Here is a 19,061-nt window from a genome sequence, read left to right as displayed (position 1 = left end):
ATGATATTGTTTGTGACTAAAAAGGAGAGAATCAATAAGGCACAAAAGCATATACTAGATCAGTTTTATGAGTTATCACCTACCTTACGTTTTACATTGGAGGTAGTCAGAGAGTTTCGATGTATGATGTTTGAACAAAAATGTAGTGATTATTTTTATACTTGGATTGACAAAATAAACCTCAGTGGTATCCCAGAGTTTCAGAGTTTTTCTAAAGGGCTTTTAAAAGATACTAACGCTATTAAAAATGCAATAGATTTACCATGGAGTAATGGGCCTGTTGAAGGGAATGTAAATAAACTTAAGACTCTAAAGAGACAAATGTATGGCAGATGTTCAATTGATTTGTTAGAAAAAAGATTGGTGCTTTCGATAGATTAACCACCAAAAGTGGGGAAGATCCACTTTAACGGATTCGTGGTGCAGTATAGAGTGGAATATCCAGTATAGAATTAGATATAGTACCTCACTTACGCTATGTCAAAACCGATAGTAGGATTGTTTATTAATTAATGCTTGGTTAGATAGCTTTTGTTCTTTACTCAATAGATTTGAAACCATACTTTCTAACTGAATGGCGTGGAAATTCATAACTTTTATTGAATAAAAAATGCTCCAAAAGTTAAATACTTAAGGAGCATTTCTATTTGTATATTTTAACTATTTAGAATTCAAATAATTAATCGCTTCATTTACCACTCTATCTACAAAAGTAGGTGAAGTCATCTGTGATACTTCACTATCTGTTAGTGGAGATACATGAATATTTGGCTTAACACCAACACCTTCTATTACCACCCCATCAGCATCTTTCATTGCTAATAATGGCATATAGAATGTTAATTTACCTCCTGCAACTTCATCTCTAGTACCTCCATTAAAGTCATCTACAGCGCCTAATCCTGCTGTTGCTCCAGCACTATAGTCACCTACACTTACGACTTGATTTCCTTGAGATTTTAACATTAGCGTAGTAATTTCAGACATACTTGCACTACCTTTATCTGTTAAAATAGCAATAGGAATATCCGCTGGAATACCAAAATTATGTGGTTTAGTTTTAGCCTCTACCCATGGAGTGTAATTAAATCTACCATTCCCTTCTCTTGTTCTTTGATAAGCAAATACAGCATTTTTAGTAATAAAACGATCTGAAATAAAACGTGCATCAACAACAGCACCACCTCCATTAGAACGTAAATCTATTATTATTTTCTTGATTTCACCTTTATGTAAAGGATTTAAGAACTTCTGATAAAATTCTCCTCTAGTTAAAACTTGGCTTAATGCACCTGTTAATTCTGGAAATCTATAACCAAAATTAACGTGATTATCCATAAGACCTATAAACTCACCTACATAGAATTGTGTCGCTTCATTATATAAGTTTCCGTATGGAGCAACCGTTTTATATTTAGGCAACGCATTATATGCTCTTAAAGCATTTTGGGTAGCAAGCATTAATTCATTACTAACCACTTCAGTTTGGTTAAACTTCGCTGCCTCTTCTATAAATTCTTTATACGCTTTTGAATTAGAATACTCATTGTATTCTTTTAGTATATTAAAGGTCACCTCTTTAATAGCATTACGCATATTAACATCTTCAATTGCCTTTAATTCGTCAGTAGCTTCTAAAATATCTTCAGTCAATAATAGTGCATTGCCTTTTCCAGGATTTAAATAATTGTTCGCTAATGTTATTTTTAAATTATTTGTTACTGCAAATTGACTAAAAGAGAAATAATAGATATCTGGATTAGATTTTAAATTTCCTGCAATGATTCCAAAACTACTTGTATTAGACTTATATCCATTAGCAGTCACTCTATCTTTCATATAATTATACTTCTGTGCAAATGGATACACGTAAGGTCTTACTGTATCAAGTATTCCTCCATAGAGTGTTTCAGTTCTAATAATATTTTTATTAGTTGCAGGAAACTGAATCTTTACATAGAAATGGCGATCTATTATTGGATGTGCAATCTCTTTGAAGTACTGAAAAGCAGTTAAATAATCTTCATGTATTTGACCATCATCCTCATTAGGTCTACCATAAGTTTGTAGAGCGGCGAATTTAGGATAATATGTCTTATATACATTATCCCAGTCTAAACCTCCTTGATTTTTCTGCTCGTAAAAATAATTATACTGTTGATCCATTGTCTTCCAAAAAACTTCAAATAAATCGGCATAAGATTTTACATCTTCTGAAGTAAATCTTCTCGGATCAGTAATTGTAATATCATCAGTAGAACAAGAATTTAATACTGTTAGAGATGATAATGATAATATAGATAAACTAAATATTGTTATTTTATGTTTTACTCTTTTCATCGTGTGTAATTTTATTAAAATTTATAAGCAGCTCCTATAGAAATCATGTGCGAATCTCTAGTATTCTTTTTATTCCCAGGACTATCGTATTTATAAGTCTCTGTAAGACCATAAAGATAATTATAGCCTACATAGACATCTATTTTATCTATCGCATAACCAACTTGAACCTGTCCTTGTAATCCCATAGATAATCTACGTAACTGATTTTCATTCTTCTTAAAATCATATTTTTCAGAAACTGTTGTATAATTAAATGAACCATCAAGCTGTAACTCAGAAAAAACAGGATACTGCCCTTTAGTTTTCATTTTTGCCCAATATTCAGTGTAGATACCTCCTGCTGCTTTAACCCAAATCCCATTAGTATGATATGGATTGTTAATTAAGTATCCACCAACGAGTAAGGGTACTGATATAAAATCATTACTATACTTAGAATACCATCCTTCGCGACTACCTGTTCTTTCAAACTCATAGTTTCTTTGTAAGTATGAAACTCCTGTAGAGACAAATATATTCTTCCATACGGCCATTTCTGCAGAAACATTAACCCCAAAACCTCCACGAGAATTATACTTAGAATCTACTAAATTCGAAATATTAGTATTTAATGAGGTATTAGTATACCCTAAATCAACTCCTACTTTGAATCGGTTTTCTTTTTGTTCAGTTTGCGCATGGAGACTCATGCTAAACATTGAAAGAAAAATAGCTGTTAAGCTACCTAATTTTGTTGAAATCATAATTTATTATTTATTTAGTTGCTCTAAAATAGATAAAAATACTATGTATTTAAAATAATTTTAACTTAATAAAATATGATAAAAAAGATTATGATTATAAAAAAAAACAATAATTACAATATAATTAATTATATAACATATTAAACGATATATTAATAAATATTTGACATTTGTATCGTATGTTGTTTAAATTATACTTTTAGTGAAATATTTGAATTTTTATATAAAAAATTACTTTGTTAATATCAGTATAGGTTTTTTAGAAGTATTATATACCCTTAAAAAAGATACTTATGTTAAAGCTTAATGTAAGGGAGTGAGTTTGTTTAAAGGGTATCACATTACAAAATAGGTAAGTCTACAAGATAAGTGAATAAGAAATCATGTGCTCTTGTGTAGTGAATTGGTAAGTAGATCGATGGAATGTAATGAAATTTTCAAAGTGGCATAAATCAAACCGGAAAGAGGCAATTTAATTGTAATAGAGTTTTTTGTTAAAAACAAAAAACACATCAATTATTACTAATGATGTGTTTAAAAATACTAATATTTGCAAATTTAAAGCGAGCTTAGATGTGAAAATTAGTTCTAATACTGTGCTCTTTTTACATTTACGGCATTGAAACCTTTTTGTCCTTTCTCTACGTTATATGTTACATTATCACCTTGTTTAATGTCTTCTTCTAAACCAGTAGCGTGAACAAAAATATCTTCATTTCCATTTGTTATAAATCCGAATCCTTTTGTTTCATTGAAAAATTTTACTGTACCTTCTTGCATAATCTTAATTATTAATTTAATATTTTAATTGTCCCTAATAAAGTATTTACCTAGGGATTTTATTTTAGATAATTTATTCTATAACCCTCTTAATTTATAAACTAGATGGTTTTTTTTTAAATAGTTGAAGGTATAGTTGTAATATCCATCCATTCATACTTTTTGATATAATCATTTCTTCTAGGGTAAGATCATTTCTATGATCTAGGTGTTGTATTTCTATTCTATTCATATATATTGTTATTGGCTTGAAATTCTTTGTGGAATTCATAACCTATTTGTTTTTTATAATAAGATAATTTGGCTATTTAGTATAACTAAATGAATCTTTTTGTGTAAATATTTATTCTATTAAATGGATTTGTATTACTTACTTTAGTTAGATATAATCTTCTTAAATGCGTTGTGCAATCTAAACTCAATATTATAAATAAAGTATTAACTATCTAACTTTTTAATATGATTGTTAAAAATAATATTAGTGGTTAGATTTAAGTCTTTTATAAGTTGTAAGACATAAAAACACCTAATAAATGGTTGTTTTTTTATTCCTATTATATAGAAGGAGTATTTTTTAGATACTTTAAAAGATGTTGATTAAATTGAAAAAGAACAACTTATTTAAATCATCAATTACTTTTATTAAAAGAGGATAAATATTTAAAATCATACAATGTCTATTTTTTATTTACTTTAATACAGTAGAGGTGTTGTATAAAAGATAACCATGTTTTGAGTACATGAAATTTTGCTTAAAAAAATAAAAAAATGATTTTTTTAAAAGTGCTATTAAATAATAGAATTTATTTTATACTGAAGTTTAAAGAGTAATAAATTCTTAATATAGTGTAGAACTACTAAAGTACATAATAAGCTATTATTTTGATTAAAAATTTCGCCTATCCATATTTACATCGGCAAATGTAAGTATATTATTTGTAATAAAAAAATAATTTTCATTATTTTACCTAAATATACTCTACCTATAAACAATAAGAACGTTATAATTGGTTTTGGAAAAGTACTTTTCTAAAACCAAAAGCGTTATTTTACTTACGATAATGCATACTTTAGTAGAATCATAGATCATAGAAGACACTTGATGAAAAATAAAATTATAATAGGGCTTATAATAGTGTTGAACCTTTTTGTTATTGGTTATTATACTAATTTGCAACAAGAACAAAAAGTACTAAGCAATTACACTACAGGGTTCAAAGGAGTAGTTGTAGAGAAATTTAATCCTCGTGAAAAACTACCTCATACCTTTTTAAAAATTAGAATTCAAAATGATAAATTAATCAATGTATATCCCACTACTATCATTGGAAGCTATGCTGTAGTGGGGGATAGTATTATAAAAATGGAGAACTCAAATAAGTGTATCGTCAAGAAAAGTAATGGAGTGGTAGAGCATTTTTCTTTTGAAGGTCAGTATATTGAATTTTTAAATGAGTAAGAAGAAATCAACAATTAAAAATAAACATTACACAGATGAAAACAACAAAACCATTTGTAAGTAAAAGCTTCAAAAAGATAACACTCTTAGTTTTTACTTTGTTTACTTGTCTGCTGGCTTTTGGTCAAAACAACCCAATTAAAGATGTTATTTTAGTGGATGCGACACAGCTTAAAAATAAAGACAAAATTGCACAGCCTGTTCTGTTTAATAAGGAGACAAATGAATGGACTATAGAGCCAAACCAGCATGATGTATTTATTTTTAAAGTAATTAAAGAAATAAAATTAGAAGATATTCCTCGTGGATATCAGATCCTACCTCTTGATTCTTTTATTGATGATTCTATATCTAGATATGAGAAACTTAATGGGAAAAAACCAGAACCTCCATATTTTGGAGGAACGCATATAGAGACTATGATTTATAAAAACTTATATTTAAAGGTTAAAGATACTGAAGAACGATATTATAAGGTGTCGATACGATATGAGTGGAAGATTGCGTAATTAAAAATAAGATAAGCACCCTTAATAGAAGTCTATCTTTTATAGCGTGCTTGTGAAACCTTTATCGTAAGAACTCTTTTACTTGATTCACAAAAGAATTAAATGACAACTATAAAGAAATCACTAAATAACAAGATAGAATGCAAATAAATATCAAATACATGTTATTCTTATTATTTATATTACAAACTAGTATGGCTCAAATTAAAGATCCAATAATACTAAATATAGATAATACTACTACACTTAATGTCGATAAAAATAATAAATACAATTATGTACAAATTGATACACAAGAAGAAAATAATCTGCTTTCAAAGTTAACATTTGATCATATTAATTATGATATTCGTATACAATATGATTTTGAAATTGTAGAAGAACTAAGTTCGTTAGATGCTGATATAAAATATAAAGAAATGGATATTCTTCTTTTTATTAGTTATAGTGATTGTAAATATCAAGAACTAATGGAATATCAAAACAACAAGAACCTACCTCCTATATTACAAGGGGCATTTACATTTGATAATGTAATTATTAAAGACAGTAGAGATAAAAACAATATTAAATTGTATAGAACAATAAATAATAATATTCAAGGCTATTTAAATAAGCGTTTTGATTAGTACTTAATATAATTAATTATTATTAAAACCCCTATTATTGTACAACATCCACCTGAATATATAGAACGAATGACAAAACAATTGAATGTCAATAATATGAGAAACTATATTTTATCAATTACCCTATGTCTTATTGCTAATATTTCATTAGCCCAAGTTAATATTACTGATACAATCGTTGTAAGCATAACTAAAGACAAAAGCTACAGGCTAGTAGAAGAAGAAAATAAAATCTCAAGTATTTTTTTTCCTTCAAATGCTGAAGGGGCTCGTTTAGACACTTATGAATTTACATTTCTTGAAGAAGTGCCTACTCATGCTTTTACAAAAGAATACTCTATAAATGATTTTGATAAGTTTATGTTAGACTACTACTACAATAATATCCATAATAAAAAATTCTTAGATCTTGGCAGAATGTATTTTGGTAATTATAATTTTACAAATCTTTTTGTTAGAGTAAAATCAGATAACGCAGAGAAACTATATAAGGTTAGGTTTAACTATATATCCGTCTCATATTAATATAACCCCAATTTTATAGACTTATCTCTTATAAGATAGTTGTGAAACTTTAATTACGGGAACTTTTTTATTTCCTTCAAAAAGAATTATTCTATAGAGTTGATTATTTATTAAGGTGTAAATATTTTCTTTTAAAATGAAAAAGACCACTGTAGGCAAAGGCTATATGTAAGTGGTCTTTTTGGTCTTTATTTTTAATTTCTATCCTAGTAGTCCTTATCCATATAATCCTCAAGTGATTGTTTTAATTTATCTAGAAATATTGTCCTTGAATAATTTCTTGTTTTCATCCGGTGAAAGGTATGATGAATATCATTTAAGGTAATATTAAAGTAGTTCTGAAATAGATAGGCTATTTTTCTTATTTCTAAATCTCCTTGATTAATAGCTCTACTAGCATATAAAGCGTATATAAGTTCTATTAGTGCTGCTGAGGAATCAGACCAAGATAAGGCATTGTTTATGGTTATGCTTTTGGAAAAAGCAGGAGGATCTATTTGATTTAATCTTATACTTAGATACTCATAGAGTAGTTCACTTGATAAAATACGAGAGAGTTTATAATCATAATATGTTGAGAATTGAAGATCTATTTCAAATGCAAAGCTGTTTACCCCTTTTAAAACATTGATATTACCTCTTGTGTAATATTCTATATCTTTATCTGTTCTTTGACTTTTGTAGTATTTGTAGAACTCAGAACTAGTATAGTATAGCTTATATTCAGAAGATACTTGTTTTATTTTTTTTAAGTAGTATTGTTTTTGAGTTTTGCATGCAGTATTGGGAGAGTGGGTTTCTATTTTATATATTTTGTTATAATACATTAACTTGGAGAGAATCTTGGGTTTAAGAATCTTAAAGAAATAGATTTCTTCTTCTTGATTTGAAAACCCATGAGTTATAATCATTTGTTTTTGCTTTTGTAAAATACGGCTAAGGTATGTGGTCATGTATTTAGCCTCTTTAATAATTTGACTTGGATCTAGAGTTAACTTTGACTCTTCTTTAAGGATTAAGTCTTGAGTGGTTTTGCTGTTGAGTTTTATCATAATTTATTTGTTATTGGTTAATCTAAGTGTAAGAAATAAATTATTGTAAAGTTGTTTACAAGAGATTAAATTACTGATTTTAAGTCTTATATGTGTTAAAATCTTTACTTGTTATGATTTTTAAGCTAATAAGTCTTAATTTGTAATGTTTTGTAAAACAATGAATTATGATTTTGTATGATATTATAACAAAAGTCTCCCCAGATTTTCTTGTTATTCTGTAAGGTTTATTTAGGTAATGAGATTAGATTTAATTAAAGATTTTAGCGGTGTATTACAGCAGTGTTTTTCGATGTTTTTAGAGGGGTTAAATGATAAAACAGTTAATGCTTTAGAACATAGAGTATTACAGCATGCCTGTTTTGTTTTTGATAAGCTGCTTTATTTTGTATGCGCGAAAAAGTATTTTGGATTAAACCTTAAATTATACCAAAACCCTGATGCAAAATCTTTTGTTGTTATTAAAAAGCAAAGTGCAAAGTGGGATATCTCAAGGATGATAAAAAGTGATGAGTTATTTGGATTAGAAAACTCCGAAATTATTAATTGGTTAAAAACTACTACATCCAATGATGTGTTAAGCTTTAAAAAAGTGATAAGTCAAGTAATTATTAAAGATTCAAATGCCATTTTGTTATTAGGTTTTAGTATTAATACATCTTCAGTGAATCAGGTATTTTATATCTGGGGAATAAGGGTTAAGATTAAATCAATTCCCTCTGGGAATATTCTAATTAGTAAACAGCAAAGAGAGGTGTATAAAAGATACTATCAGGATTATTGTTTCTTAAAACAAGAAAATCCTAGTATTAGTTTAAAGTGGTTTACCCAAGAGATAAATATGCATCCTAAGACCTTTCAGCGTAATTTTAAAAAATATTTAGGTACTTCTTTCTATGACTATCATATTCAAAACAGACTCATTGAATCGTTACTTCTTTTAATGTTCTCTTCTTATTCTGTATCAGAGATTGCCTACAAATGTGGTTATGAAAGTTATAGAGGGTATTTAAGAGCTTTTAATAAAGACCAAAAGTACCAACCTTTATATTATCGCAACCTTTAAGAGATGATATTAGAGTTATTTATTTGATATATTTTGATTTTGATTTTATAATTAATCAAAAATATTTAAACTGAATATGTCATTATTGTAAAAAAACAGATATAGTTTTGTTTGTGGTGAGTATTTATTAATTTTGTCACATAGTAAAAACCTTAATAAAAAAATAATGACTGCCCAAGAACTTAAATCTATTGCAGAGAATGCTTTAGAGCAGCAATATAATGGATTGATTTCAAATCTAGAAGAGTGTGCCAAGCAAGGAAAGAATATATATTTTACTGAAGAGTTATCTGATATATTATTAGATAAATTAATTCTAAAAGGTTATAGAATAACACCTGTTGTAAAATACAAGTATAGCTTTTTGTTTCAGAAGAAAAAAGTAAAGTATTATAAGATACAATTCTAGTGGTTAGATAAAAAGTATTAATAGTTAGACAGGGCTGTAAAAGAATGCGGCTAGTAACAAGTTTTAACCTTAATTAAAAAGTGAAGGTGGGAGTAAATTATTATGATTTACCCCACCTTTATTTTTTTGTGATTGACTAAAAAAATGTAGCTTAATTTTCGCATTAAACTACTCTTAGGAGACTATTTAAAATAACAACATTTTACTTGTCTTTGGTTTCAAGGCTTTCAAAGTAGGCCTATTTGTCCTTTTTTATCATAAAATTGTCCTTTATACAGACACTTTTGTCCTTTTTGTACACAAGCCTATCTATATATATAATAGAGCTTTGTGAATCAATTTAGTAGGTAAAAATAACACAGTAACTAAATTAAAGAGTTTTGCCTTTAGAATTCTAGTATTATTTATAGGCTGTTTTTATTATAAAGACCTCGCGAGTTTTTATAAATGTGGTGGATTGATTTAAAAAGCTAAAGTAAATCAACTAAGTAGAAGTTTTTGTTTGTTAACCTTAAAAATGAGATTACTTTTTTTAGCAACTAGCAAGAAGCTAGTTGTTGTAACTAAAAATATTTATTATTATGAAAACACTTATTAAAAACCTACTAATGCCATTAGCCGTTTTTGCAATGCTAACAGTAGGTGCATTTACTATAAATGCTAGTGAAAAAACAGATAATGCTGTTAATACTGAATCTGTAACGGATTTAAAAGCAGATGATCCTTTTAGTGGAGATATTTATATTAGAACTCCAAACCCTTCTGGACCAGGTTTTATTTTTACTAAAGTAGGTACAGTTGAAGAAGGTGATTGTACTCCAACTGAATTTGTTGAGAGATGTACAATTATTATTGATAATGAGGAACATGATTTATGGGGAAAAACTCCTTTAGGGGATTATATTGAACTTTATAAATTATAAAAATTAATACTTTTAAAAATCAAAAGGGAGGTCATTTTAAGACCTCCTTTTGATTAGCTATAAGGGACTTATAGAATATTTATTATAATCAAGTCCCTTTTTTATCCATGGGATGTTTTTCTTGTTTTTTAAATGATAATCAAACCAGTCTAATACTCTTTTGCTTATATCATTTTTCTCCATAGGAGTTGATAGACTAAAACCATGATTAACATTTTTGTAGAAAAGTGCTATAACGGGTTTTTGTTCTCTTTTAAGTGCTATAAACATTTTTCTAGTATTTTCCCAATCAACATTGTTATCTTGTAATCCTGTAAAAAGGAGCATAGCGGTTTTGGTTTTATAGGCGTTTAGTATAGGGCTATTGTTGTAATATTTTTGAGGATCTTCAGAGAATCTAACCATCATATTAGATTGAGATTTCTCAGCCATAAACCAATCAGGCATTCTTCTATAATAACTGTATCTAAACATCATCCCACCTATAAAATCATGAACACCAGCTCCAGATACAGATGCTTTAAAGATATCAGTAAGAACTGATACAGCTGAGGATTTATAACCTCCAAAAGAGTGCCCTATTAACCCTAGATTATCTTTGTCAATTGTAGGTTCAATTTCTAAGGATTTGTTAACAGCATTAGTAACGCAGTCAACAGCGCTAACTCCTGGTCCTTCTTCAGTTACATACGTCTGTGCACTTAAAACAAAATACTCATTCTCGGTTAGTAATGAACTATTAAAACCAGAGTCGGAGTCAATATGTACAGGAATTGAAAATACATCTGGATCAGATACTAATTTTAGATCATATACTTGAACTATCATTGGATATTTCTTTTTAGGGTCATAGTTTTTAGGATAGAAAAGGTATCCATTAAGACTTTTATTAAATTTATCTGTGAAAGTGAAATCAACTCTTTTTCGCCATTTATACAGATCTTTATTAATATCAGATTCAATTAGTGTATTTACTTTCTTATTTTTAATAGCTAATATCTTCGTTGGTAAATTATAATCTTCTATTGTAAAAAGTACAGTGTTATGATCATTACTAAATGTCTTATTTGATGTTGGTGTAAGTGATAAATTGGTTCTAGTTGTATAAATTGGTTTTATTTTTTGTTTATCAAACATGTATATAGTTTTGTTGTTTTCTTGTGTAGCTATAAAATAAAAAGGCTTATTAGCACCTATATAAAAAGCATAAGATGGTATTGACTCTTTGTTTGTTAGTCTACCTATGTGTACTTTGTCTGTTTTTTTAAATTGAGTTAGGTTTATAGTTTTTCTGTTTTCTAAATTATAAGAATGTAGATTGCCATTATAAGCATAAAAGATGGTTTTTGAATCTTGTGACCACATAGGAGAAAAACCTTTGGTTAGATTATCTGTATCAAAGGAATGCTTTTCTAATGTTTTTATATTTAATACTTCCCATTTATCTTTAGTATAGTTAACTGGGTATAGAATGTGTTTTCCATCAATAGATGGATAAAAAGGAGATTGAGAGGTCATTGATAACGATATTACATTTTTTTGTTTATCTATATCGTATAATGAATATTCTATAGGAGGGAAGTAAGTATCAAAGTCTATATCTTTAAAATAATTATAAGACAATAGATAACCTGGGATGCCTATATTTAAATAATCTTTATCAATTCTTCTTTCTAGTGATGTAATAGCGTCTTGTTTGTTTTTATAGACAAAAGCTTTATAGGTTTTTTTATACTTTGTTTTAAAATCACTAGGTAATAATTGTCTAGAATTTCCTTGCCATATATCTAAATATTCACTCTCTGGTATAATCTTATCAGAATTGAACTGATAGGAAACAAAAAGATCATTATTTAAAAAGAAACTTAGTTTTAAGTTTTCAATATCTTTATCTTCAGTAATATCTATAACCCCTATTTTATTAGAGTTAAGATCTATTATATGGAGTTTATTGTCAATGTGTATAACAAAGCCATCTTGGTTAATATTCCATTTTAAAGTCTTTATATTGTCTTTTAAATCAGTAATTTTATTGGATGTAAAATCTTTTAGATTAATCTGTATTAATTCTTTCTTTTTGGTTATCACAACAAGTTTATTTGAATTAGGCGATAAATAATATTTATCTATTGCTTGAAGTGATAGTTCAGTTTTCAGTTTTTTTAGATTATCACTAAGTTTAGTGATAGTAAATTCACTGTTATTTTTCAAACTGAATAATAGATTTAGCTCAGCATTAGTATCAAACTTTGCTACTTCTTTAATTAGTAATGAATCATTTTGGTTTAAAGAAAAAATTGCAAGGTCTTTTTTGATGTTTCCAACAACTATTCCTTTGTTTAAAAATGACTTATAAAAATTAGAAAAATGTGTGAAATCTTTTTTTTCTTTTGTTGTTGTATTTATAAAGTATGTTTTATTAGGTCTCGGATTTTTGTTGTATTTTTTTGACACAACAGCCCACTGACCATCAGGAGATAAAGCTGCTGGGGACAAACTACTCCATGTAGGATCATTAAAAAGATCGTTCTTTTTCCCCTGAGCAGAGGACTCTTTTATAAAAAGGGTACTTAGAATTATTGATATATATATTATAAGTTTAATTTTCATGATGTTATAGTTTAAGGTTTATAACAGTATCATTTTTAACTATGAAATTAGGGTTGTTTGATTGTAATGGATTGATTGAAATGTGACTGTTTTTAGGTGCTTTAATGTTAAATTGTCCATGTTTATTAGTAAAATGAAAAGAATTCCCTCCTCTTGTGTTATATAAAAAGTTAGTAGTTATATATATGTTTTCTAAAGGAGTTCCAGTATCGGATTTAAAAATGGTTCCTGATACTGTTACTAAACTATCAGGAACCACATCTTTTAAAAAAAGTGATAATGCTTTATATCCTATTGGAGAGTTTTTTTCAAAATCTTGAATTACCTCTTGAGGTAAAGGTTCTAATTCTATATTTAAAATTTGACTTTTGGTAAGCCCTGTAATATCTTTAGGAGTTTTATATAGATAAGAAATAGGAATAATGGAAAGAGTATCATTTTTATTTATAGTTATGTTGTAATACCCATTTTTATTTACAAATACTCTTTTGTTTTGGCCATAAGCTATTGTTTTTTTAGAAGACTCTTCTTTTAGGAATCTTGTTATATCTTTTGAAAAAGCCCATCTGTTTTTAATGTTTACGGTTGTAACACCCAAAGGAGCATGAGTTGTGTTTTTAACTGTAATTCTTCCTTGTATGGTAATACTGCCATCAAGATTCTGTAAGTAAGCATTTTGTTGTAGTTGTTCTGTCGTATTTAGTTGTTTGTCTTGGCAAGACAAGAAGAAAAATAGGCTAACAATACATGTAATTATTAATATTATTATTGCTTTCATTTTTGTATATTTTAAAGGTTAGTATCCTGGATTATTAGGAAGTAAGTTTTTGTTTATTTGTAACTGTTTATAGGGGATAGGAAATAAGTTGTGGTAAGACTGAAAGTTTGGTTTTATGAGTTTTAAATCTTCCAGCCGATCAGTTATTTTTAAATCAATAAAGCGCCTAGCATTTTCTGTAAAGAATTCTTTACTGCTTTCTTCTAAGTAATTTGTTATAAATTCTTGATTACTTAAGCTATAAGGCAGGTTCTCTAAGCCTCTTTTTTGTCTTACAATGTTTAGCGTTTCTATGGCTTGTTTTGTGTTTTCTTGTCTAAATTGACTGTAGGCTAACTGAAAGTATACTTGCTCGATTCTATAGAAAATTGAAAACTCATCTGCATTGTTTTGTTGATTTTTGTATTTGTATACTTGATAAAATTTTTGATTATTAATATTTGTCTTTTTTAACCACTGTTGTTTTCGTTTATCATTACTATCAAAGAGATCTAGTAAGTGGTTACTCACGGTAGAGCTATTGTTTGTGAAGTTAGAAAATAGATAGAGTGATGCTTCTGATGTTATATCAGAGGCAAACATTGGTGCAATTTGCCAAATTGTACTTTTGGCATTTTTTTTAAATGTTCTAGCTAGATTATCTTCTATACTGTATAATTTTTGCTCTAAAATTAAGTGGGCAGTATTTTCTGCCTTGTCATATTTTTTCTGTAAAATATAGTTTTCAATTAGTAAAACCTGCGCTATGGATTTATTTATGTAGAATTTATTGATATCTCTATAAGAGTAATCTAGTAGCTCTGTAGCTAGAGTAAGATCTGATTCTATTTTTAAAAGTACTTCTTGATAAGGAAGCTTTTGTAAAGACTTATTTAGATTATAGTCCGTAGATGTAGTATAGGGAATATCTCCATAGAGAATACCTAAGTAATGGTAATATAAAGCTCTTAAGACATAAGCTTCTCCTAGTAGAGGTTTTTTTAACTCTGTTTCTAAAAAAGAAGAATTTGTAACTCCTTCAATAAAAGCATTAATAGAATATATGTTTTGATAAGAATTATTCCACCATGCAGTTGTTCTGGAATGAGTATCTAAAATAGTATTTTCATACATGTCTTTTGCTGCAGTTTCGCTACCTGTGTAGTTTAGTTCATCTGTAAAAAGACTAAGGTTAAAACTAACTCCTGTATTTAACTTATTAAAGATAGAGGAGTAATTTAGATCAAGATAAAGACCATTTAATGCTGCTTTAGTTGTTGCTATATCTTTATATATTTCCGAATGCTCTATTTTATCATTAGGCATATCTACTTCTATTTGATCAGTACAAGAAGTAAAAAATAGGCCTACTAGAATAAATGAGATTGTTATTTTATACATATAGGTAATTTTTTTCATGATTTTAAGAATTAAAAGGTTAGTTGAGCTCCAAAGGAAATTGTTCTAAGAGGTGGTAATCCACCAAAAGAAATAAATTCAGGATCCATTGCTTTATAAGAGGTGATTGTCCAAAGGTTTTGTCCTTGTAAGAATAGTTTTACAGATTCCATCTTAAGTTTTGGCATTTTTAAAGTATAGGATAGGCCTACGTTTTTTAGCCTTATATATGAGGCATCTGAAATGGTGGCAGTACTTTTTATATATGGAGAAAAAAGATTATTGTTAGGGTTGCTTATATTGGCAGGCATATAGGTTGCATTTGGATTTGACTTAGAGTAGTAATCTGTCATAACAGCAGGTACATTTGTCATGTTTGCTCCAGAAGGGATATAGTATCTATTAAGGTTGTAATTATCTGTTTTAATAAAATAGAATAAAAAGTCAAGATTAAAGTTTTTGTAGGTAATTGTGTTTTGTAAACCTCCAAAAAACTTTGGTGCAAGGCTAACTATCTGTTGTTGATCTTCAGATGTTATTTTTCCATCTCCACTGTAGTCTTTAAATGTAAAATTTCCTGTTTCTAGGTCTAACCCCTCATATTTATAGAGTTTTACAATGTTGATAGGTTTTCCGATAACGTAAAAACTGCTCTCGGTCCCTTCTTCGAGTCCAGGATATGAAAGGAGTCTATTTTTAGTAAAAGAAATATTAAAGCTAGTGTACCAAGAGAAATCTTTGGTCTTTATGTTTTGACTAGAGATAGCAAATTCCCAACCTTGATTTTCTACAACAGCTAGAGAGTTACCAGTAATAGAAGAAAATCCTGTTGTGGTGGGTAGAGTCATACCAACTAATTGATCTGAAGAGCGATTGTTATAATAGGCAATAGATGCATTTATACGATCTTTAAAAAAACTAAGTTCTGTGGCTATTTCAAATTTTTTAGTTTTTTCCCATTTGTATTTTGGGTTAAAAAGAGCAGTTGGTTTTAGAGTAGGAATATCATTGTAGAGACCTCCCACTGAGTAGGTATCTAAATAAGCATAATCTCCGATATTATCACTACCTGTTATCCCATAACTTGTTCTGAGTTTACCAAAAGATAACCAAGGTATATTTTTAGCAAAATTTTCTTTAGAGAATATCCATGCTGCTCCAACGGCTGCGAAATTTCCAAATTTATAATCATTTCCAAATCTACTCGATCCATCACGACGAGCTGTTAGGTTTACAAAGTATTTAGAGTTATAAGAGTAGTTAACTCTAGTAAAAATAGAAGTGTATTTGTACTGGTTTTTTACATTAGGGTGGATGATTTTTTCTTTTGCTGCTCCAATATTTTTAATAAAAACGTTTGAAGAGAAATTTTTACCATAAACTCGAAGTGCTTCAGAGTCTGTTTGTTGGTATGAAAAACCTAAAAGAGAGTTTATTTGATGTTTACCCTTTGATAATACGTGGTTTAATTGAGGCTCTATTATAAAGCTATTGTGATTTTGATTTGATAGACTAGATTCAGAATATTCACTTGTTGGATCAAATGCTGGATTATACATCGTATGAGGTAAAATTTTCCTTTCTTCAAACTGATTTGTTGTATATCCAATGTTTAGTTTTGTGTATAGGTTTTTTAAAAGTTCATAAGAGATATTAGAATTTAATATAATAGTTGAGGTTTTATTTTCGTAAGTACCCTTAAGCTGAGCTAATGGGTTTAAGAAAGTGTTGTTTTCCCAATTTAAACTTCCATCTTCTTTGTATAGCGAAGGAGCATTTGGAGGTAAGGTAAGGGCTTGTCTGGTAAGATCTGTAGTTGGAAGATTGTTACTTTGGTTAGAGTAGGTAGTAGAGGAGTTTACTGATAGTCTACTGTCTTTACTTTTATAGTTGTAACTAAGTAGAGCAGAGTTTCTCTTATAACCTTTATCTGTTGGAAAAACAGTTGTGTTTTCACTATGAGAGTAATTGATATTGAAATTTGAAAACTCATTACCACCTCTTACTCCTAAAGAAAACTCTTGCCCTGTTGCAGTATCCCCGATTAGCTGTTTTTGCCAATTGGTATATCTGTTTTTATCCCAAGTACCATTTATATCATAAGCACTGGCTGGAATTTCTCTATTACCATTTAAATAAGCCTCTTCACGCATTTTTATGTACTGCTGGGTATTCATCATATCTAAATATTTACCAACTTTGCTAAAACTAGTAGAAGAGCTTAGGGTAAAATTTGTTTTAGATTGATATCCTTTTTTTGTGGTAATAAGCACCACACCATTAGCTCCACGCGATCCGTAGATAGCCGTAGCATCAGCATCTTTTAAGATTTCGATGCTTTCTATATCACTTGGATTTATAGCGTTTAAGGGGCTTATATTATTGGATAAAATTTCGCTGGAAAGACCTCCGTTATTTCTTCCAAGAGCATCTGAAATAAACGGAACCCCATCGATAACATAAAAAGGATTATTTCTTCCTGTTGTTTTTTGAGCTAAAAAGTTCTGTCCTCTAATTTCAATATCAATTCCACCGCCAGGGATACCAGTAAGATTTGTAATATTTACTCCTGGAGCTCTTCCTTGAAGAGCTTGAAGAGGATTATTAATTGGTTGAACTTCGATATCCTTGGCAGTAACACGAGCGATGCTTCCTGTGCGCTCACGGTCTTTTACAGAGTAATAACCAGCGTTTATAACTACTTCATCAAGAGTGCTTATCTCTTGAGTTAATTTAATATTTAAAGAGGATTGACCAGTGTAGGTAATTTGTTTAGATGCATAACCCATCATTGAAAAAAGTAGGGTTTGTCCTTTAGCTACTTCAATTGAAAAATTACCATCTATATCTGTTATAGTTGCTATATTAGATTCTTTTACCATAACATACACTCCAGGTAGTTCAGCTGTGGAGTCACTAACTTTACCAGTTAGTTTAGTTTTGTCTTGATAATCTAAGATATTAAGACTATCTTTAGGTACGGCGTAGGCACAGGTGATAGTAAGACTACTTAAAAGTAATACTATCCCGCAACCAGTATTGGTTAAAAATTGAGTTTTCATAATTGTTATAGTTGAAAATGATACAAGAAGACTTTTAAATCCTTAAGATTTTTATTGCCGTAGTACTTAAATAAGCCTTTGTATCAAAGGTTAGTTAATTGGTTTTTATATATTGTTTTAATAGAACTATCTCCCTTTGCTCTTTAACATGTCTCCCAAAATGCATAACAAGAGCTCAGGGAGAATAGTCATGGACTTTTAGTATGACTTAAAATCCCTTTAAGTCATACAATGTGTTGTTTGTGTTTTGTGCCTACAGACTTAGCTACTTTTAAAACCTTCTTACTAGTTAATTTCAAACAAACCCAACTAATTAAGCAGTAGCCTGTAGACGTTTTTTTCCATAATGTAATAGTGTTTTATTTGGTTAATAAATAGAACAGTGGATCGTATTTTGTCATAGCATTTTATCCTTACTAACTAAATTGTTTACTGCCTATTAGGTTTAAATAGATGTGATAACTAATAGGCAATAGAGGTCCTGTACGCATCCAAGAACTGTTCTTGGATCTAGCGTAAAATGTAATTTTACTTGGTAAACTATATGTGAATCCCTTAGAGTTAGGGCTAAGTTGTTTATGAAATCAAAGTCTTAAAAAAACATAACTCTAAGGGTAGTTACACAAGAGTTTAATCATAGGCTAAATGTGAATTTGGTTACTACTAATTGTTGTTTGTTGTAATAAATAATTGAAAAAATTTCGAATTGAATCATTCGATAAGTCCATTAAGGATAAGGTATTGTTAGAGTATTCAAAGTAAAGAATACTAAACAAGTCCACCTTGTTTGTTTAAA

17 protein-coding genes are annotated in these 19,061 nt (G+C 28.8%); 8 read left to right on the top strand and 9 right to left on the bottom strand.

Features of this window, described 5'->3' with window-relative positions:
• On the top strand, nucleotides 1-381 hold the full coding sequence (locus E0Z07_RS15495) for a transposase (RefSeq protein ID WP_006258093.1): 381 nt from the start codon (nucleotides 1-3) through the stop codon (nucleotides 379-381).
• Between the two features lie 279 nt (nucleotides 382-660).
• Here E0Z07_RS15495 and E0Z07_RS15490 read toward each other — a convergent pair whose 3' ends face one another.
• The 4 genes from E0Z07_RS15490 to E0Z07_RS18080 form a co-directional block, all read right to left on the bottom strand.
• Nucleotides 661-2,340, bottom strand: a complete 1,680-nt coding sequence (locus E0Z07_RS15490; protein WP_006258092.1) for a S41 family peptidase — start codon at nucleotides 2,338-2,340, stop codon at nucleotides 661-663.
• Between the two features lie 14 nt (nucleotides 2,341-2,354).
• Nucleotides 2,355-3,086, bottom strand: a complete 732-nt coding sequence (locus tag E0Z07_RS15485; RefSeq protein WP_006258091.1) for an outer membrane beta-barrel protein — start codon at nucleotides 3,084-3,086, stop codon at nucleotides 2,355-2,357.
• 588 nt (nucleotides 3,087-3,674) lie between these two features.
• On the bottom strand, nucleotides 3,675-3,866 hold the full coding sequence (locus E0Z07_RS15480) for a cold-shock protein (RefSeq protein WP_006258090.1): 192 nt from the start codon (nucleotides 3,864-3,866) through the stop codon (nucleotides 3,675-3,677).
• Between the two features lie 94 nt (nucleotides 3,867-3,960).
• Nucleotides 3,961-4,098 carry a hypothetical protein gene (locus tag E0Z07_RS18080; RefSeq protein WP_165868435.1) on the bottom strand — a complete coding sequence of 46 codons (138 nt, stop codon included), beginning with the start codon at nucleotides 4,096-4,098 and terminating at the stop codon, nucleotides 3,961-3,963.
• Between the two features lie 870 nt (nucleotides 4,099-4,968).
• On the opposite strand from E0Z07_RS18080, the gene E0Z07_RS15475 reads away from it, so the two are divergent.
• The 4 genes from E0Z07_RS15475 (at nucleotide 4,969) to E0Z07_RS15460 (ending at nucleotide 6,988) form a co-directional block, all read left to right on the top strand.
• A complete protein-coding gene (locus E0Z07_RS15475) occupies nucleotides 4,969-5,325 on the top strand; it encodes a hypothetical protein (RefSeq protein WP_131540957.1) in 357 nt (118 codons plus the stop codon).
• Nucleotides 5,326-5,360: 35 nt separating this feature from the next.
• Entirely contained in the window at nucleotides 5,361-5,834 is a 474-nt protein-coding gene (locus E0Z07_RS15470; RefSeq protein WP_006258087.1) for a hypothetical protein, read from the top strand.
• 194 nt (nucleotides 5,835-6,028) lie between these two features.
• Nucleotides 6,029-6,463 (top strand): hypothetical protein, encoded by a 435-nt coding sequence (locus E0Z07_RS15465; RefSeq protein WP_230456739.1) that lies wholly within the window; start codon nucleotides 6,029-6,031, stop codon nucleotides 6,461-6,463.
• A gap of 69 nt (nucleotides 6,464-6,532) precedes the next feature.
• A complete protein-coding gene (locus tag E0Z07_RS15460) occupies nucleotides 6,533-6,988 on the top strand; it encodes a hypothetical protein (RefSeq protein ID WP_230486163.1) in 456 nt (151 codons plus the stop codon).
• Between the two features lie 206 nt (nucleotides 6,989-7,194).
• On the opposite strand, the gene E0Z07_RS15455 is transcribed toward E0Z07_RS15460, so the two are convergent.
• Nucleotides 7,195-8,040, bottom strand: coding sequence for an RteC domain-containing protein (locus tag E0Z07_RS15455; protein WP_006258084.1), 846 nt, complete (start codon nucleotides 8,038-8,040; stop codon nucleotides 7,195-7,197).
• A gap of 238 nt (nucleotides 8,041-8,278) precedes the next feature.
• Between E0Z07_RS15455 and E0Z07_RS15450 the strand changes: the two genes are divergently transcribed.
• The 3 genes from E0Z07_RS15450 to E0Z07_RS15440 all read left to right on the top strand — a co-directional run bounded on the left by E0Z07_RS15450 (nucleotide 8,279) and on the right by E0Z07_RS15440 (nucleotide 10,438).
• Nucleotides 8,279-9,106 (top strand): helix-turn-helix domain-containing protein, encoded by an 828-nt coding sequence (locus E0Z07_RS15450; protein ID WP_131540956.1) that lies wholly within the window; start codon nucleotides 8,279-8,281, stop codon nucleotides 9,104-9,106.
• A 166-nt stretch (nucleotides 9,107-9,272) separates the two neighbouring features.
• Nucleotides 9,273-9,515 (top strand): hypothetical protein, encoded by a 243-nt coding sequence (locus E0Z07_RS15445; RefSeq protein WP_071307507.1) that lies wholly within the window; start codon nucleotides 9,273-9,275, stop codon nucleotides 9,513-9,515.
• Between the two features lie 581 nt (nucleotides 9,516-10,096).
• Nucleotides 10,097-10,438, top strand: a complete 342-nt coding sequence (locus E0Z07_RS15440) for a hypothetical protein (RefSeq protein WP_006258081.1) — start codon at nucleotides 10,097-10,099, stop codon at nucleotides 10,436-10,438.
• Nucleotides 10,439-10,495: 57 nt separating this feature from the next.
• On the opposite strand, the gene E0Z07_RS15435 is transcribed toward E0Z07_RS15440, so the two are convergent.
• Genes E0Z07_RS15435 through E0Z07_RS15420 form a run of 4 tightly spaced genes read right to left on the bottom strand, consistent with a single transcriptional unit; the run spans nucleotide 10,496 to nucleotide 18,265 of the window.
• Nucleotides 10,496-13,048, bottom strand: coding sequence for an alpha/beta hydrolase family protein (locus tag E0Z07_RS15435; RefSeq protein ID WP_006258080.1), 2,553 nt, complete (start codon nucleotides 13,046-13,048; stop codon nucleotides 10,496-10,498).
• 4 nt (nucleotides 13,049-13,052) lie between these two features.
• Nucleotides 13,053-13,826 carry a hypothetical protein gene (locus tag E0Z07_RS15430; RefSeq protein ID WP_006258079.1) on the bottom strand — a complete coding sequence of 258 codons (774 nt, stop codon included), beginning with the start codon at nucleotides 13,824-13,826 and terminating at the stop codon, nucleotides 13,053-13,055.
• 18 nt (nucleotides 13,827-13,844) lie between these two features.
• On the bottom strand, nucleotides 13,845-15,206 hold the full coding sequence (locus E0Z07_RS15425; RefSeq protein ID WP_006258078.1) for a RagB/SusD family nutrient uptake outer membrane protein: 1,362 nt from the start codon (nucleotides 15,204-15,206) through the stop codon (nucleotides 13,845-13,847).
• A gap of 29 nt (nucleotides 15,207-15,235) precedes the next feature.
• A complete protein-coding gene (locus E0Z07_RS15420; protein ID WP_131540955.1) occupies nucleotides 15,236-18,265 on the bottom strand; it encodes a SusC/RagA family TonB-linked outer membrane protein in 3,030 nt (1,009 codons plus the stop codon).
• Nucleotides 18,266-19,061 lie beyond the last annotated feature (796 nt).

The organism is Myroides odoratimimus (assembly GCF_004337635.1).
GTDB lineage: Bacteria > Bacteroidota > Bacteroidia > Flavobacteriales > Flavobacteriaceae > Flavobacterium > Flavobacterium odoratimimum.
Note: the sequence above shows the minus strand (reverse complement) of the source record. Positions and strands in the feature narration are given on the sequence as shown.

Excerpts from the sequence above, each read along its gene's own strand:
- E0Z07_RS15495 (WP_006258093.1), top strand. The coding sequence starts at position 1 with ATGATATTGTTTGTGACTAAAAAGGAGAGAATCAATAAGGCACAAAAG.
- E0Z07_RS15490 (WP_006258092.1), bottom strand. The coding sequence starts at position 2,340 with ATGAAAAGAGTAAAACATAAAATAACAATATTTAGTTTATCTATATTA.
- E0Z07_RS15485 (WP_006258091.1), bottom strand. The coding sequence starts at position 3,086 with ATGATTTCAACAAAATTAGGTAGCTTAACAGCTATTTTTCTTTCAATG.
- E0Z07_RS15480 (WP_006258090.1), bottom strand. The coding sequence starts at position 3,866 with ATGCAAGAAGGTACAGTAAAATTTTTCAATGAAACAAAAGGATTCGGA.
- E0Z07_RS18080 (WP_165868435.1), bottom strand. The coding sequence starts at position 4,098 with ATGAATAGAATAGAAATACAACACCTAGATCATAGAAATGATCTTACC.
- E0Z07_RS15475 (WP_131540957.1), top strand. The coding sequence starts at position 4,969 with ATGAAAAATAAAATTATAATAGGGCTTATAATAGTGTTGAACCTTTTT.
- E0Z07_RS15470 (WP_006258087.1), top strand. The coding sequence starts at position 5,361 with ATGAAAACAACAAAACCATTTGTAAGTAAAAGCTTCAAAAAGATAACA.
- E0Z07_RS15465 (WP_230456739.1), top strand. The coding sequence starts at position 6,029 with ATGGCTCAAATTAAAGATCCAATAATACTAAATATAGATAATACTACT.
- E0Z07_RS15460 (WP_230486163.1), top strand. The coding sequence starts at position 6,533 with ATGACAAAACAATTGAATGTCAATAATATGAGAAACTATATTTTATCA.
- E0Z07_RS15455 (WP_006258084.1), bottom strand. The coding sequence starts at position 8,040 with ATGATAAAACTCAACAGCAAAACCACTCAAGACTTAATCCTTAAAGAA.
- E0Z07_RS15450 (WP_131540956.1), top strand. The coding sequence starts at position 8,279 with ATGAGATTAGATTTAATTAAAGATTTTAGCGGTGTATTACAGCAGTGT.
- E0Z07_RS15445 (WP_071307507.1), top strand. The coding sequence starts at position 9,273 with ATGACTGCCCAAGAACTTAAATCTATTGCAGAGAATGCTTTAGAGCAG.
- E0Z07_RS15440 (WP_006258081.1), top strand. The coding sequence starts at position 10,097 with ATGAAAACACTTATTAAAAACCTACTAATGCCATTAGCCGTTTTTGCA.
- E0Z07_RS15435 (WP_006258080.1), bottom strand. The coding sequence starts at position 13,048 with ATGAAAATTAAACTTATAATATATATATCAATAATTCTAAGTACCCTT.
- E0Z07_RS15430 (WP_006258079.1), bottom strand. The coding sequence starts at position 13,826 with ATGAAAGCAATAATAATATTAATAATTACATGTATTGTTAGCCTATTT.
- E0Z07_RS15425 (WP_006258078.1), bottom strand. The coding sequence starts at position 15,206 with ATGTATAAAATAACAATCTCATTTATTCTAGTAGGCCTATTTTTTACT.
- E0Z07_RS15420 (WP_131540955.1), bottom strand. The coding sequence starts at position 18,265 with ATGAAAACTCAATTTTTAACCAATACTGGTTGCGGGATAGTATTACTT.